Here is a 14,566-nt window from a genome sequence, read left to right as displayed (position 1 = left end):
AGACACCATGACGGATGGGACCCCGGGGGTCCCATCCGAGGATACGCTGCCAGAGCGCTTATTGGACGACCTCGCTGGCAAAGGAGGCGTCGACGATATCGTCGTAGTACATCTCGCCCTGGATATTGCCGACGAACTGCTGCATCTCGATGGCGTTGGTGAAGGCATCTTCGGTGATCATCACGCTCTCGGGATAGACGTTATTGTCGATCATGCGCTGTACCGCGGCGTCCACCACGTCGCCCTGCAGGTCACCGAACTCCATGCGCGCCACCGCCTTGGCAGTATCGGCGTCGGAGTGGATCAGCGCCAGCGAGTCGTTGATGGCGCTGACGAAGCGCATCACCAGATCGGGGTTGTCGTCGATCATCTCCTGGGAGGTATTGATGGTCGAGAAGGCATACTCGGGATAGTCGTCGGTGAAGGCGTGAATGATCTCCAGGCCCTGGGAGATACCCTGCTCGACCTGCGGCTGATAGGCCACCGCGATATCGCCGCGTCCGGAGAGCACCGGGCCGAGCTCAGAGCCATTCTGCACCTCGGTGAGGGAGACCTCACCATTGAGGCCGGCATCCTCGATCAGGCGCTTGATCAGGGTGTTCGATGTGCCCGGCGCCAGACCTACCACCACCTCCTTGCCTTGGAGGTCGGCCGGCGACGAGTAGTCGAGATCGGGATGCGCCAGCACCCACACCGGGGCGCTGTTGGCCACCGCGCTGATCGCCTTGCCGCTGCCACCCTGCTCCTGGGCGAAGCCGACATGCTCCGGGCCATGTACCGAGAACTGCGACTCGCCGGACAGTACCGAGGCCAGCGCCGCCGGTCCCGACCCCGCCGAGCGCACCACCGGTACATCGATGTTGTGTGCGTTGAACAGGCCCTCGTGCTTGGCCACATAGACCGGCAGATAGAGCAGCGAATGGAAGGCTTCGTTGATCAGAATGGTATCCATGTCATCGGCCTGGGTATGCGCCGATGCTCCCAGTGCCAGCAGGCCGGCGCCGAAGGCGATACGCTTGTAGGTTGAAGTGATGTTCATCGTGCAGTGCCTCTTGTGGTTATTGGTGGTGGTGCTCACTCGATGCTGCTTCGCTAGTAACGCGTCATTGTGGTGCTATTTATGCCCTTTCTCCCACGGCAATAAGCGCTTCTCGACCTGAGAGACAATCACGTAGAGCACGATGGCCACGATCATCAGCATGATGACCCCGACCCAGACGACGTTGAGATTGAACAGGTTGCCGGCGACGAAGATCATGCGACCCAGGCCACGGTCGGAGGAGATGAACTCACCGCCAATCTCGGCGATCAGGGCGAAACCGATATTCAAGCGGAAGGCGGAGATGATCCATGGCAGCGTGGCCGGCGCGACCACCTTGGTAAACACTTCACGCCGGCTGGCGCCCAATGAGCGCATCAGGTTGATCAGGTTGCGATCGATCTGGTGGGTACCCTGGTAGGCGGAGAGCAGCGCGACCACGAAGGTGGCAACGAACGCCAGCATGATCTTGGAGAACATTCCAGAGCCGAACCAGATGATGATCATCGGCGCCAGGGCGATCTTGGGCAGGCCATTGAGAGCGACCATGAACGGATCGATGATGCGTGCCACGCTGCGGGAGAACCACAGCAGCAAGCCGCAGATGGAGCCTAGAATACTCCCCGCCAGGAAGCCCACCACGGTGGCATAGACGGTGGCAATGGTATCGTTGAGCAGCTGCCCGGACTGAATCAGCCGCCAGGCTTCACCGGCAATCCCCACCGGCGAGCCCATTAGGAAGGGGTTGATCCAACCGACGTTGACCCCGATTTGCCATAGGATGATGACCAGCGCCAGCCCGGCGCCACGCCACAGGTTGTCGGTCAGCAGCGTGTTGCCAGCCAGCTGTTCGTCGTTCTCCTTGACGCTGCCGGCGCGAATCACATGGGTGTGCAGCTGTGCCTCGCTCATGACTCACCTCCGGCGATCTGAATGTCCAGGTCGTCCCAGATGCTGTCGAAGAAACCCTGGTAGCGGGCGTCGCTGCGCGCCTTGAGACATGACCCCAGTTCGCGGGAAAGGCCCACGTCATAGATCTTCTTTACCGAGGTAGGACGCTGGGTCATCACCGCGACACGATCCGACATGGCAATCGCTTCGCCGATGTCATGAGTGATCAAGACCACCGTCTTGTGGTGCTCCTTGAGGATCGAAACGATCTCCTCCTCGAGCACCAGCCGAGTCTGGTAGTCGAGTGCCGAGAACGGCTCATCCAGCAGGATGAGGTCGGGATCGGTGATCAAGGTGCGGATCAATGCCACCCGCTGACGCATGCCGCCGGAGAGGGTATTGGGGTATTGATCGGCAAAATCGGCCAGGCCGTAGCGTGTCAGCTGGTCGCGCGCCATTTCATAGCGGCGAGCCTTGCGCACGCCCTGAATCTCGAGGCCCAGGCAGACGTTGTCGATGATGGTGCGCCACGGAAAAAGCAGGTCACGCTGCAGCATGTAGCCGACCCGTGCGCCGCATTTGGGGTCGCTGCCGCGCAGCGTGATACTGCCATCGCTAGGCTCCAGCAGGCTGGCAATGATGTTGAACATGGTGCTCTTGCCACAACCGCTGGGGCCCACGATGCTGACGAATTCTTCTTGCTTGATATCGAGGCTGATGTCTTCGATCACCTCGATGGCGTCGGCACCCGGGCTACTGAAGGTCTTCTTGATGCCATCGAGAGTGATGACGCTGTGGCGCTGCACGCCCTGCGCACCACGCGGGGCTGCTTGGGTGACGGAGGCGGCCATTGATGCATTCATCGCTTGATCCTTTGGGATACCTGAGTCAAGCAGACGCTGCATAGAGCGTGCCAAAAATCGATTTCTATTTATAAAATCAATGTGGTGATGTAAAAACGAGAAGCGTGGGTTTTGGCGTCATTCGAAGCAGCGGGCAATCACGGTGCCAAGGCATGAGTTCCATGCACCATGATGAGCATCGTTTCATCAACGGCTGACGTACGAGCCTGACTGCCGTAGGCTTTAGCGATTCCCTTTTGCCATCAGGAGCCACCATGAGCGACCGCCAGGCGCGCCATCAGACGTCGATGCAAAAACTCAAGAACCATGTCGATGACAAGGTGGCCCAGGCCACCGAGCAGCGCGGCCAGCTGCTGGTGTTCACCGGTAACGGCAAGGGCAAGACCACCGCCGCCTGGGGCACGGTGACCCGTGCGCTGGGCTATGGCTACAAGGTCGGCGTGGTGCAGTTCATCAAGGGGCTATGGGAGTGCGGCGAGCGCCAGCGGCTGGAAGAGGATAGCAACCTCGAGGTAGCAATCATGGCGACCGGCTTCACCTGGGAGACCCAGAACCGGGAGTTGGACACCCAGGCGTGCCAGGCGGTCTGGCGCGACGCCGAGCGCATGCTGGCCGACCCGGATGTGTATCTGGTGGTGCTCGACGAGATCACCTATATGCTTAAGTTCGGCTATCTCGATATCGCCAGCGTTCGCGCGGCGCTGGAGAATCGCCCGCGGGAGCAGACGGTGATCGTCACTGGGCGCAATGCGCATCGCGAGCTGCTAGCGATGGCCGATACCATCACCGACATGCAGGAGACCCGGCACGCCTTCAATAGTGGGCTGCAGGCGCGCCGCGGCATCGACTACTGATCAGTCGCGGAAATTATCATACTGCAATGCCAGATCGGGCCCCTGCTCACCTTTCAACAGGGCGATGACCTGCTGCAGGTCGTCGCGCTTCTTGCCGGTGACGCGGACCTTGTCGCCCTGGATCTGGGTCTGAACCTTGAGCTTGCTGTCCTTGATCAGCTTGATGATCGCCTTGCTGTCAGCCTGCTCCAGGCCCTGCTTGAGCTTGACGTCCTGGCGAGCCTTGACGCCAGACAGCACCGGGTCTTGCTCCTCCATGCAGCGCGCATCAATGCCACGGGCGATCAGCTTGTTGCGCAGCACGTCGAGCATCTGCTTGAGCTGAAAATCGACATCGGCCTGCAGCGAGACGACCTCGCCGTTGAGTTCGAAACTGGCATCCACGCCCTTGAAGTCGAAGCGGTTCTGGATCTCGCGGTTGGCCTGATCGACGGCATTGCTGGCTTCGTGCTTGTCGAACTCGGAGACGATATCGAAAGAGGGCATGGCGTGGGCTCCTTAGAGAAAACTGGCGACGATTCTAAGCCAGGCCCGCGGGCATTGCACCCGTCCTCAGGGCCTGGCGCAGTAAGCGCCACTGCCCGTTGCTGGTCCGTCGGTAGGCTGCCCCCTACCCCGCCTCACGCGCACCGCTCTCGAGGCGCTTCTGCATCTGCCAGGCGGCACAGCCATCGACGTAGTAGTCGTCGAGCCAACGCACCAGCTGGAAACCGGCGCGGCGGTAGAGTCCCAGTGCAACGCGGTTGTCGGCGCGCACCTCCAAGGTCACAGCCGCCAGCTCGCGACGGCGGGCCTCGGTCTCCAGCGCTTCCAGCAGACGCCGCCCCAGGCCATCGCCGCGGGCCTCGGGGCGTACGCAGAACGAATACAGCCGTGCCTGGCGGCTGTTACGCCTCAACAGCAGCGTGCCATAGCCCAGCAGCGCGCCAGCGTCGGCCACCGCCAGCAGGGTCACCGCGTTGGCCCCCTTGAGCAGATGGGCCAGCTGACGTCGGCTGAAGCGGTCGCCATCGAAGCAGTCGTGCTCCAGCTGGCAGAGGGCGTCAAGATCGGAGGGATGCGCCGGGCGCAGATGCGTGGTCATGATCGTGTGTCGTAGTGTTTGCGCGGATTGTGGCTTTCGCAGGGGCGCGTGTCAGCGCCGGGCAACATGAAATTATTTCACCGTGGTGCGCTATTGTCCCTGCGTCATCTTGGTCGCATGCTAGCGCCGAATCTCTCCTGGTCTGGAGTCCACGCCCATGTGCCCGCTGCGAATCGTCGTCGACCAACCCGCCGACTGGCGCCCTTATTACCCCAGCGACGATCTGATCAGTGCGGCAGACTTCCTCGTCGATGAGCGCCTATCGCCACAGCACGACGCGGCGACGCATGTCATCAACCTGTGCGCCGGGCTCGACTATCTGGACACCGGCTACTACGTGTCGCTGCTGGCCCAAGCCCGCGGCCAGCGCGTGCTGCCCAGCGTCGAGACACTCAATCAACTGTCACGCAAGGCGCTGATCGACCTGCAACTGGACAGCCTCGCTCCGCTGCTCGGCGACCTGGCACGACGCGGCGCGCTGAGCGGAGATGAACTGAGGCTACGGGTGATGTTCGGCGAGTGCCAGGAGGCAGCGCTGGCCAAGCTGGCTCGGCGGCTGTTCGAGCGTCTGCCCTGCCCGCTACTCGAGGCGCGCTTCGTGCGCCGTAGCGATGGCTGGCGACTGAGCCGACTCAAGCCGCTGCCGCTAACCTCGCTGGGCGCAGACGAGCAGGACCTGTTCGCCACTGCGCTCAACCGCCACTCGCGCAAGATATGGCGCACTCCCAAGGCACGGCGACGCTATCGCTTCGACCTGGCTATTCTGGTCGCCCCCCAAGAGACGCTGCCGCCGAGCAACAAGAGCGCGCTGAAACAGTTCATCCGCGCCGGTCGCCGACTGGGCATCGATGTATCGCTGATCACCCGCCGCGATGCAGGCCGCCTGGCCGAGTTCGATGCACTGTTCATTCGCGAGACCACTGCACTCGACCATCACACCTACCGCATGGCGCGCCGCGCCGAGCATGAGGGGCTGGTGGTCATCGACGACCCACGTTCGATCCTGCGCTGCACCAACAAGGTCTACCTGCACGCGCTGCTGCGCGCCAAGCACATCGCCTGCCCCGATGGACTGCTGCTGCATCGCGACGATCTCACCGCACTGCCCGGCAAGGTTGCCGACCTGACCTACCCCATGGTGCTCAAGGTGCCCGACGGTGCCTTCTCACGCGGCATCGTCAAGATCGAGTCCCACACACAGCTGGTTGAGGAAGCACGCCGGCTGTTCGACAGCTCGGCGCTGCTGCTGCAGGAGTGGCTGCCCACCGAGTACGACTGGCGCATCGGAGTGCTCGATGGCCAGGTGCTGTTCGCCAGCCGCTACTACATGGCCCGCGGCCACTGGCAGATCTACCAGCACGCCAACGGCAAGGTGAAGAGCGGCGGCTTCAGTACCCACCCACCCCACGAGGTACCGCCGGCGGTGCTCAAGACCGCCCTCAAGGCCACGCGCCTGATCGGCGATGGCCTGTACGGGGTCGACCTCAAGCAGATCGGCGAGCGGGTGGTGGTGATCGAGATCAACGACAACCCCAACGTCGACGCCGGCATCGAGGATGCAGTGATGGGCGCCCGCCTCTACGAGCGCATCATGGCGGTATTCCTGGAGCGCATGGAGGCACGCCGCCGATCACAGCGCTAACCGGCTGTCATCAGGCGACGCTGACCTCGTAGCCGGTGAACTTGCGCAGGTTGATCACACCGGTGTCGAGCAACAGGTACTGGCCCTTGAGACCCAGCAGGGTGCCGGCGACCTCGGGCTGCTTGTCGAAGTTGTGCGAGACGATCTTGCGCGGATGCTCGAGCACCGGATAGTCGAAGTGCAGCGGTGTGGCATCGAGCGGACGCAGGCTATCGGTGCCGAAGCGCTCGCGCAGGCCGGCCAGGCCGCTGTCGAGGCTGGCCATCAGGCGGTCGCGCTCGGCGATCAGGTCAAGCGGCTCGACCTCGCCCTTGAGCATCGCACGCCAGTTGGTGCGGTCGGCGACCTGCTCCTTGAACAGCATCTCGACGAATCCCGACTGCTGGCGAGTATCCACTTCCATGATCGGTAGCGCCTGGATCGCGCCCTGATCGAGCCAGCGTGTCGGCATCTGGGTAGCACGGGTAATGCCCACCTTGAGCCCCGACGAGTTGGCCAGATAGACCACGTGGGGCTGGAAACAGTGACGCTCGGCCCACTCCGGTTCGCGGCAGGTCCCGGCATCGAAGTGGCAGGTCTCGGGCTTGACGATGCAGGTGTCGCATTGGGCAAGCTTCTTGAAGCACGGGTAGCAATAGCCCTGGGCGAAGCTCTTGCGCGTCGCGCGCCCGCAGTGCGTGCAGGCGATGGCGCCAGTGTAGTGCAGCGCCAGCGGCTGGCCGAGGCGTGCATTGAGGTCGAGGCGTGCCTCACCCGCGCGCAGCGTATACTGAGCAGGCGTATCGCCACTGCCGGGAGTGATCGCCATCTTGGTCAAACAGCCCTGCATCGCGGTATCGATCAGTTCACCCACTTAATGCTGTCCTCGCCGTCGCTGCTGCAGCTGGTACGCTCCAGGTAGCCGACGCGCTCCTCGGCCGGAACCTCGTGCTCGACTTCATACTTGATCACCGCCTCCAGGCACAGCTCGACCTGCTCGGCGCTGAGCACTCTCCCGTCGGGCCATTTACGTAGCGCCACTGCCTGCTTGAGGCTCGTGTAGATCGCCGGCGACATCTGCTGCACCATGCGGTCGAAAGTCATCTCACTCATTGCTCTCTCCTGTTCGCGCCCGCAACGCTCAGCGGCGCCGCGCCCGCTCGCTATAGTACCAGCCCAGCAACAGACCTACCGCCAGCCCGCCGATATGGGCCTCGTTGGCCACATTGCCGAAACCGACCGTGCCGGCAAAGCCGGTCATGGTGAAGACCATCCAGCCGAGCATGAACACCACCAGCATCTGCGGCACGAAGAAGCCGCTATGTGGGGCGCGGCGCGACATCAGCCACACATAGCCGAGCAGCGCATAGTCAACGCCTGACATGCCGCCGAACAGCACCGTACCGGTGGCATACTGGGCCAGATTGGCGCCGATGCCGCTGACCAGCACCAGCATCAATATCTGCCGTGAGCCCTGCAGCGACTCTACCTGGCGGCCGAAGTACCACAGCCACAGCATGTTGAAGATCAGGTGCATCCATCCAAAATGCAGGAAGGCCGGCGACAGCAGCCGCCACACCTGCCCCGAGGCGAGCGCCTCGCTCAGCGGCATGGCCACCAGGCTGCCGTTGGACACCCCCAGCGGCACGATCGCCAACAGCGCGATGACCAGATCGCCAAACACTGCCATCAGCCCAAATACCGCCAGGCTCAAGGCCACGCAGGCAGCAGTGACCGGTGCCAGGGTAAATGGGGTGGCCAGCGACGCAGCACCGGAAACGGTGTCCGCGCGGCGCTTGCCCTGAGGCATGATCGCCTCGCCGTTGCGCCAGCGCTCGAGCAGTTCCATCAGCGCCTCGCGCTGCTCGAGGTCGGCCAGCCACAGGGTATAGCCGTGCTCGTTCTCGGTGAAGCGATGGCCGATGCGGTGCGCCCATAGTGCCTCGCGCAGCGGGCGGGTATCGGTATCGCGGGGCAGTTCAAGCACCTTGTACATGGCGTCTTCCTTTACTCGACGGCGCCTATCGGCGCTGTATAGCCGACATAGGTCGCCCATGATACCCGACGCACAGAAAAAATCCGGCGGAGGGGGCCGCCGGATCGAAAAGCAAGGGATCATTCAAGGGAACACTTACTCTGATAGCCCCAGCAGGCATGAGTTCACCGCGCGACATAAAAAAATGTGTAACATTTTGTGTCAGGTCAATCGAAGTCGATTTCCCAAGGCAGTGGACGCGACTGCTCCTCGCGGGGCACGCTGACCCAGACAAAATGATTGGCATCCAGGCGCTGCTCACCGCTCCAGCGATAGGCCACCAGGCGGCCGAACTTCACTGCGCTGTAGTCGAGGCAGGCGATGTTCGGCGTCGGCAGCGCCGGGATGCCCTCACACCAGTAGTGGCCGATGAACAGCGGTGGCTGCTCGGGGCCGTAGTAGCTGAGACGCTGGCGCTCGGCATCGCTCAGCGGTCGCAGCTCGAGGTCACCAGGCAGGTTGTCGGGCTGGAAGATCACATCGCCATAGCACTGTGGATCGCGCGCCCAGAAGTGAGTGCGAAAGGTCTTGCGCGTGAAACCGTCACCGGAGTGAATCTCGGTACCTTCGGGCAGCGGCAGGTGGCTGCCGCGGGTCAGACGGTCGAGGGCGCGAAAGGCCAGGGTATCCGGATCCACCGACGCCTCGAGCATGGCCTGGTCGAGGCGCCCATCGGGACGCTCGCGACGCAGCGCATCGATCAGCGGCTGATCCCAGCAGGCGTGCACCACACGCAGCTCGTCGAGATCGAGAAACAGCGGGATCTGCATGAACCAGCCCAACACGTCGTCCCACTCGCCGGGATGGTCACGGTACTGCTCGAGGGTATTCATGATGATGCGATTGTGACGCGGCGTATGCGGGCGCAGCCAACCGTGATCACCGAGGCGGTGACAGTAGGCCAGGGCGTTGTATTCATGGTTGCCCATGACGATCTGCGCTTCACCCTCCTCGACCATGCGTCGCGCAATATTCACGGCGAGACGAATCCGCGGCCCGCGGTCGATCAGGTCACCGAGGAAGATCACCTTGCGTCGCGGGTGGCGATAAACGCCGCCGCGCTGATGGTAACCGAGCTTCTCGAGCAGCGCGGCCAGCGTCGCCCCACAGCCGTGCACATCGCCGATCAGGTCGTAGCCTTCGATAGTGGACGCCAAGCTCACCTCAATCTCCCAACCGGCTGCTCCAGCCGAGTTTGCTACGACACACTTCGTAGTAGTTGTAGCCGTGGGGGTGCAGCAGCGTCAGGCGCTGCGGTTTACGCCGCACGTAGAGAATGTCGTCCGGTTTGGAGACCACTTTGGTCTGCCCGTCACAGCTGACGTGGGGATAGGCCTCATTGGTCTCGCCGATGTGAATGCGGATCTCGGACGCCGCGTCCACCACGATTGGCCGGCTCGACAGCGTATGCGGGAACATCGGCACCAGGGTGATAGCGTCAAGCTTGGGGTGCATGATCGGGCCTCCGCCAGACAGCGCATAGGCGGTGGAGCCGGTCGGTGTGGCGATGATCAGACCATCGCTACGCTGGCTATAGACGAAGTGACCGTCGATGAACAGCTCGAATTCGATCATCCGCACCGCCTTGCCGGGATGCATCACCACGTCGTTGAGGGCGTCGGCGGCGCCCACTAGCACATCATCGCGGTACACCTCGGCGTCGAGCAGGAAGCGCTCCTCAACCTCGTAGTGGCCGGCCAGCACTTCGCCGACGCGCTCCTCCAGCTCGTTGGGCGAAATATCGGTGAGAAATCCCAGCCGCCCACGATTGACGCCTAGCACCGGGGTGCCGGTTCGGGACATCGCCCGGCCAGCTCCCAGCAGGCTGCCGTCACCGCCGACGACGATCACCAGGTCGCAGATCTCACCAAGCGTCTGACGGCTCGCCTCGCGGTGGCCATGGTCGAGCAGCACCGTCGCGGTACGGTCCTCGATCACCAGCGTATAGCCGTGGTCGTCGAGAAAGCGAATCAGCCGCTTGAGCGTGTCCACCACCTTGGCGCTGCCCAACCGGCCTATCAGGCCGATGGTCTTGAAATTGGTCATGTTATCGCCCCTGTGCCGAGGCCGATCATTATGCGGTTTGGCCCCTGCCCGGGCAAACGCGCGGCTCTTTTTTCAGTCTCCTGCATCCACTTGCCAGCCTGCCGCGTATCCCTGGTTGCAGCACTACGCTGCAAGGGGAAATCCCCGCTTCAAATCAGAAACTCATTTGGATGAGAGGACAATTGTCATGATGCTACACAAGAAGACCCTGCTGGCCACCCTGATGGTCGGCGCCACTGCCACGGCCAGTGCGCACGGCGCCACCCTTCTGGCCCTGGGCAGCGACGGCGCCCTTCAGCACATCGACACCGACACACTGGAGGTGACTCATAACGCCGAGGTGCAGGGTGCCACACTGCTTGGCATTGATGTACGCCCCGCCAATGGTATGGTCTATGCGCTCGGTGACGACCAGCACTTGTATACCCTCGACCCGGCCAGCGGCGAGGCCACTCAAGGCGTGATGCTCGGTGAAATGCTGCCGCTGGACGGTCCGCTGGTACTCGACTTCAACCCCGCCGCTGACCGACTGCGACTGATGGCCGCCGATGGCACCAACTTCCGCGTCAACGTGGATACCGGGGAAGTGGCCGTGGATGGCACCCTGGGCTACGCGGAGGGAGACGAGATGCCAAGGGTAGTCACCGGCGCCTACACCAATAGTTTCGACGGCACCGAGAGCACCCAGCTGTTCAACGTCGATATCGGCAACGGTCATCTGCTGCTGCAGGACCCGCCCAACGACGGCGTGCTTCAGGACGTGGGCATGATCACCGAAGGGCTGGAGAATGCCTCGCTGGACATTCTCTCGGATGGCATGGGTGGTAACACCGCCTACCTGCTCACCGGCATGACGCTGCATGTGATCGATCTCGACAGCGGCAGCCCCGATACCCTCGGCGACATTGAAGGGCTCGAGGGCGAGGTGCTCGACATCGCGGTAATGCACGAGATGTGATTCAGGCCTGCCGGTATAGCTCCGCGCTCTGCCGGCGCTTGACCCACCACTCGTTGACCAGCAACGACGCGAGCATGATCGTACCGCCCAGCGCCAGCCGCGCCAGGTCGGCATCACGGTTCCAGATCACTAGATTGACCAAGAGGCCGGCAGGAATCAGCGCATTGTTCATGATTGCCAGCGCCCCGGCATTGACCAGCGTCGCCCCCTTGTTCCACAGGAAGTAACCGCCTCCCGACGCCGCCAGGCCGAGCCACATCAATACGCTCCACTGTAGCCCCGTGGTCGGCATCATGCTGCGATTCCCAAAGGCGAGGTAAGCCACTATCGCCAGGCACACCGCGCCCAGATAGAACCAGCCGAACACGCTCAGTTGCGGTAGTCCCGGGGGCAGCCGTGTGGCCAGGTGTCGATAAGCAACCTGACCGAAGGCGAAGCACAGGTTGGCTCCCTGCACCACCAGGAAACCCAGCCAGAAGCCGCTGTCGATACCGTCATAGCGAATCACCGCGGCGCCGATAACGGCGAGCAACGCGGTCAGCAGATAGAATGGCGTAAAACGCCGCGCCATGGCATCGTCCAGCAGGGTGATATACAGCGGCGTAAAGATGGTGAACAGTAGTACTTCGGGCACCGACAGCAGCAGGAACGACTGGTAGAAGAATACGTACATCAGCCCCAACTGGATCGCCCCAATGCCCATCAGCGCCAACTTATGGCGATGTGCCAGCAGTTGCGGCTTGAGAAACGGCAGAAACAGCAGTGTCGCCAGCGCGATTCGCGTGAGCACCGCGAAGTAGCTATCGACCTGCCCCGACAGATAGACGCCGATCAGCGAAAACGAGAAGGCCCACAGCGCCGTGACGCCGATCAAATACCCCATTGGTAAACCCTCGGATGCATAAAAGTTGACAGCCATTATACGCGTCATGCAACGCCTGACCAGCATCGCGCGGGTCAGCTTCGACTCTCGCTCCGGCGAACTCTCGCGCTGCGCTTGGAGCGGCAGCGGCCAGGGCGGCGTGACGGTCAGCCGTGACCCCGACGGCCTGCGCTTTCATGAGCAGGGGCGCTTCCGGCTAGACCAGGGCGGCGCGGAAGTAGCGTTCCACAACGTCTACCGCTGGTCGCTGCACAACGACCATATTGGCCTCTATCACGAGCGCCGCGGAAAAGAGCATGCCGTGTGGCTATTCAACCTGATCGCAGCCCCCGGGGGCGATGCCCTGGTGGCCCACCAGGCCCACCTGTGCGGCGATGATCAGTACACCGCCAAGCTGACCCTGCGCGACGCTGGTATCGACCTGGACTGGCAGATCAGCGGCCCGCGCAAGGACGAGCGACTCTACTACCGCTATCGCCAGGCATGAAAAAAGCCCCGCCGGGCTGAACCGTGCGGGGCAAGGGAGGCTAGGCGCGACCGATCAACGGGTACCGGCGGCCATCCACTCTTCCATCATCTGCTCGTAGGGGATCGTGGTGCCCTGGGGCATTTCGTCATCAAGCTGCGGCTTGGGTGCACCGGCCTGCTCGAACCAGTACTCCGGATCCTGCTCGTCGTTGAGCACCGGCGCATAGGTCTCGAAGACGTTGGCCCGCGCCAGACGCGCCATGATGTCGTCCAGTGCACCGGCCAGATTGTCGAGGCCTTCCTGGGGTGTAACCTCACCGCTCATCACCGGTGCCAGGTTTTGCCACCACAGCGGTGCCATGCGCGGATAGTCAGGGACGTTGGTGCCGGTCGGCGTCCAGTTGGACTCGTTGGGGCTGCGGTAGAATTCCACCAGGCCGCCCAGCTTGGGCGCCAGCTCGGTCATCTGATCGGAGAAGATGTCAGACTCGCGAATCGGCGTCAGCCCGTGCATGAGTTTCTCCAGCGACACCGACTTGGAGACGGTGAACTGGCCGAACAGCCAGGCCGCTGTGCGACGATCCTCAGGCGTGGAGTCGAAGAAGGTCCAGGACCCCACGTCCTGATAACCAACCTTCATGCCCTCTTCCCAGTACGGCCCGACCGGAGACGGTGCCATCCGCCACTTGGGGTTCCCTTCGTCATCGGTGACCGGCACGCTGGGGTCGGTCATGTCGGCGGTGAAGGCGGTATACCAGAAGATCTGCTGGGCGATCTGCCCCTGTGCCGGTACCGGGCCAGCCTCGCCGAAGGTCATGCCCTGGGCCTCTTCCGGGGCGTAGGCGTTGAGCCAGTCCACCGCTTTCTGCATGGCGAACACCGAGGCCGGGGCGTTGGTGCCACCGCCGCGAGTTACGCTGGCGCCCACCGGACGGCTCTCTTCGTCGACACGGATGCCCCAGTCGTCCACCGGGTTACCGAACGGCACCCCAGGGCTACCCATGCCGGCCATGGAGAGCCAGGAGTCATGGAAGCGCCACCCCAGCGACGGGTCGCGGCGGCCATAGTCCATGTGACCATAGACGCGCTGGCCATCTATTTCACCAACGTGCTCGGTGAAGAATTCGGCAATCTCTTCATAGGCGGTCCAGTTGGTAGGCACGCCCAGGTCGTAGCCGTAAATGTCGCGGAACTGCTCCTGCAGGTCTTCACGCTGGAACCAGTCATAGCGGAACCAGTAGAGGTTCGCGAACTGCTGCGACGGCAGCTGGTAGATGCTGCCGTCCGGCCCAGTGGTGTACTGGATGCCGATGAAGTCATCGAGATCCAGGGTCGGCGACGTGAAGTCCGCCCACTCGTTCTCCATTGCCTCGGAAAGGTTAATGGTGGTGCCGTAGCGGATATGCGTACCGATGGCATCGGAATCGTTGATGAAGCCGTCGTAGATGCTGTTACCCGACTGCATCTGGTTCTGCATGGTATCGACCAGATCACCCTCATTGATGATGTTGTGGGTGACCTCGATACCGGTCAGTTCGGTGAAGGCTTCGGCCAGGACATCACGCTCGTACTCGTGTGTCGCAAGCCCCTCGGCGACGGTACTGATCGACATGCCGCGGAACGGCTCGGCCGCCTCGGCAAACCACAGCAGTTCCTCGATCTGCTCCTCGCGGGATAGCGTGGAGTTCTGGAAGTGTTCATCCACCAGCCTTTCGGCGATGGCCCTGGCATCGTGGTTGTCAGCGTGCAGCGCCGCCGAGGCGAGCATCAGGCTGCTGGCGAGCACCGTCAGTTTCATCCTGGTATGTTTCATGATGACCTCGT

The 14,566-nt window shown here is 62.6% G+C and carries 16 protein-coding genes; 4 read left to right on the top strand and 12 right to left on the bottom strand.

Features of this window, described 5'->3' with window-relative positions; translation table 11 throughout:
* Window positions 1-58: 58 nt before the first annotated feature.
* The 3 genes from BLT16_RS03990 to BLT16_RS03980 all read right to left on the bottom strand — a co-directional run bounded on the left by BLT16_RS03990 (window position 59) and on the right by BLT16_RS03980 (window position 2,793).
* Window positions 59-1,039 carry an ABC transporter substrate-binding protein gene (locus BLT16_RS03990; protein WP_089657222.1) on the bottom strand — a complete coding sequence of 327 codons (981 nt, stop codon included), beginning with the start codon at window positions 1,037-1,039 and terminating at the stop codon, window positions 59-61.
* A gap of 75 nt (window positions 1,040-1,114) precedes the next feature.
* Complete coding sequence (locus BLT16_RS03985) at window positions 1,115-1,951, bottom strand: ABC transporter permease (RefSeq protein WP_089657221.1); 837 nt, start codon at window positions 1,949-1,951, stop codon at window positions 1,115-1,117.
* Complete coding sequence (locus BLT16_RS03980) at window positions 1,948-2,793, bottom strand: ABC transporter ATP-binding protein (protein ID WP_089657220.1); 846 nt, start codon at window positions 2,791-2,793, stop codon at window positions 1,948-1,950. The genes BLT16_RS03985 and BLT16_RS03980 overlap by 4 nt, the downstream gene beginning before the upstream one ends.
* A 254-nt stretch (window positions 2,794-3,047) precedes the next feature.
* Here BLT16_RS03980 and cobO point away from each other — a divergent pair, with 254 nt between their 5' ends.
* Window positions 3,048-3,647 carry a cob(I)yrinic acid a,c-diamide adenosyltransferase gene (cobO, locus tag BLT16_RS03975; RefSeq protein WP_089657219.1) on the top strand — a complete coding sequence of 200 codons (600 nt, stop codon included), beginning with the start codon at window positions 3,048-3,050 and terminating at the stop codon, window positions 3,645-3,647.
* Here the strand turns inward: cobO and BLT16_RS03970 are convergent, their stop codons facing one another.
* Window positions 3,648-4,133, bottom strand: a complete 486-nt coding sequence (locus BLT16_RS03970; RefSeq protein ID WP_089657218.1) for a YajQ family cyclic di-GMP-binding protein — start codon at window positions 4,131-4,133, stop codon at window positions 3,648-3,650. It lies immediately after the preceding gene.
* Between the two features lie 124 nt (window positions 4,134-4,257).
* A complete protein-coding gene (locus tag BLT16_RS03965) occupies window positions 4,258-4,731 on the bottom strand; it encodes a GNAT family N-acetyltransferase (RefSeq protein ID WP_089657217.1) in 474 nt (157 codons plus the stop codon).
* A gap of 157 nt (window positions 4,732-4,888) precedes the next feature.
* On the opposite strand from BLT16_RS03965, the gene BLT16_RS03960 reads away from it, so the two are divergent.
* Window positions 4,889-6,373 carry a RimK family protein gene (locus BLT16_RS03960; protein WP_089657216.1) on the top strand — a complete coding sequence of 495 codons (1,485 nt, stop codon included), beginning with the start codon at window positions 4,889-4,891 and terminating at the stop codon, window positions 6,371-6,373.
* Window positions 6,374-6,383: 10 nt separating this feature from the next.
* Here BLT16_RS03960 and BLT16_RS03955 read toward each other — a convergent pair whose 3' ends face one another.
* The 5 genes from BLT16_RS03955 to BLT16_RS03935 form a co-directional block, all read right to left on the bottom strand.
* The gene (locus BLT16_RS03955; RefSeq protein ID WP_245701441.1) at window positions 6,384-7,202 is read right to left on the bottom strand and encodes a DUF2797 domain-containing protein; all 819 of its coding nucleotides are present in this window, start codon (window positions 7,200-7,202) and stop codon (window positions 6,384-6,386) included.
* A gap of 11 nt (window positions 7,203-7,213) precedes the next feature.
* Window positions 7,214-7,465, bottom strand: coding sequence for a YeaC family protein (locus tag BLT16_RS03950; RefSeq protein ID WP_089657215.1), 252 nt, complete (start codon window positions 7,463-7,465; stop codon window positions 7,214-7,216).
* Between the two features lie 28 nt (window positions 7,466-7,493).
* Window positions 7,494-8,348 (bottom strand): rhomboid family intramembrane serine protease, encoded by an 855-nt coding sequence (locus BLT16_RS03945; RefSeq protein ID WP_089657214.1) that lies wholly within the window; start codon window positions 8,346-8,348, stop codon window positions 7,494-7,496.
* Between the two features lie 206 nt (window positions 8,349-8,554).
* Entirely contained in the window at window positions 8,555-9,532 is a 978-nt protein-coding gene (locus BLT16_RS03940) for a metallophosphoesterase (protein ID WP_089657292.1), read from the bottom strand.
* A gap of 19 nt (window positions 9,533-9,551) precedes the next feature.
* Entirely contained in the window at window positions 9,552-10,433 is an 882-nt protein-coding gene (locus BLT16_RS03935) for an NAD(+) kinase (protein ID WP_089657213.1), read from the bottom strand.
* A gap of 187 nt (window positions 10,434-10,620) precedes the next feature.
* Here BLT16_RS03935 and BLT16_RS03930 point away from each other — a divergent pair, with 187 nt between their 5' ends.
* Window positions 10,621-11,391, top strand: a complete 771-nt coding sequence (locus BLT16_RS03930) for a DUF4394 domain-containing protein (protein WP_218124399.1) — start codon at window positions 10,621-10,623, stop codon at window positions 11,389-11,391.
* Window position 11,392: 1 nt separating this feature from the next.
* Here BLT16_RS03930 and BLT16_RS03925 read toward each other — a convergent pair whose 3' ends face one another.
* Complete coding sequence (locus BLT16_RS03925; protein WP_089657212.1) at window positions 11,393-12,274, bottom strand: carboxylate/amino acid/amine transporter; 882 nt, start codon at window positions 12,272-12,274, stop codon at window positions 11,393-11,395.
* A gap of 46 nt (window positions 12,275-12,320) precedes the next feature.
* Here BLT16_RS03925 and BLT16_RS03920 point away from each other — a divergent pair, with 46 nt between their 5' ends.
* A complete protein-coding gene (locus BLT16_RS03920; RefSeq protein ID WP_089657211.1) occupies window positions 12,321-12,761 on the top strand; it encodes a DUF6314 family protein in 441 nt (146 codons plus the stop codon).
* Between the two features lie 54 nt (window positions 12,762-12,815).
* Here BLT16_RS03920 and BLT16_RS03915 read toward each other — a convergent pair whose 3' ends face one another.
* A complete protein-coding gene (locus BLT16_RS03915; protein ID WP_089657210.1) occupies window positions 12,816-14,555 on the bottom strand; it encodes an ABC transporter substrate-binding protein in 1,740 nt (579 codons plus the stop codon).
* Window positions 14,556-14,566 lie beyond the last annotated feature (11 nt).

This window comes from Franzmannia pantelleriensis, from assembly GCF_900102875.1.
Classification (GTDB): Bacteria; Pseudomonadota; Gammaproteobacteria; order Pseudomonadales; family Halomonadaceae; genus Franzmannia; species Franzmannia pantelleriensis.
The sequence above is the reverse complement of the archived record's forward strand: the minus strand, read 5'-3'. Positions and strand labels throughout refer to the sequence as shown.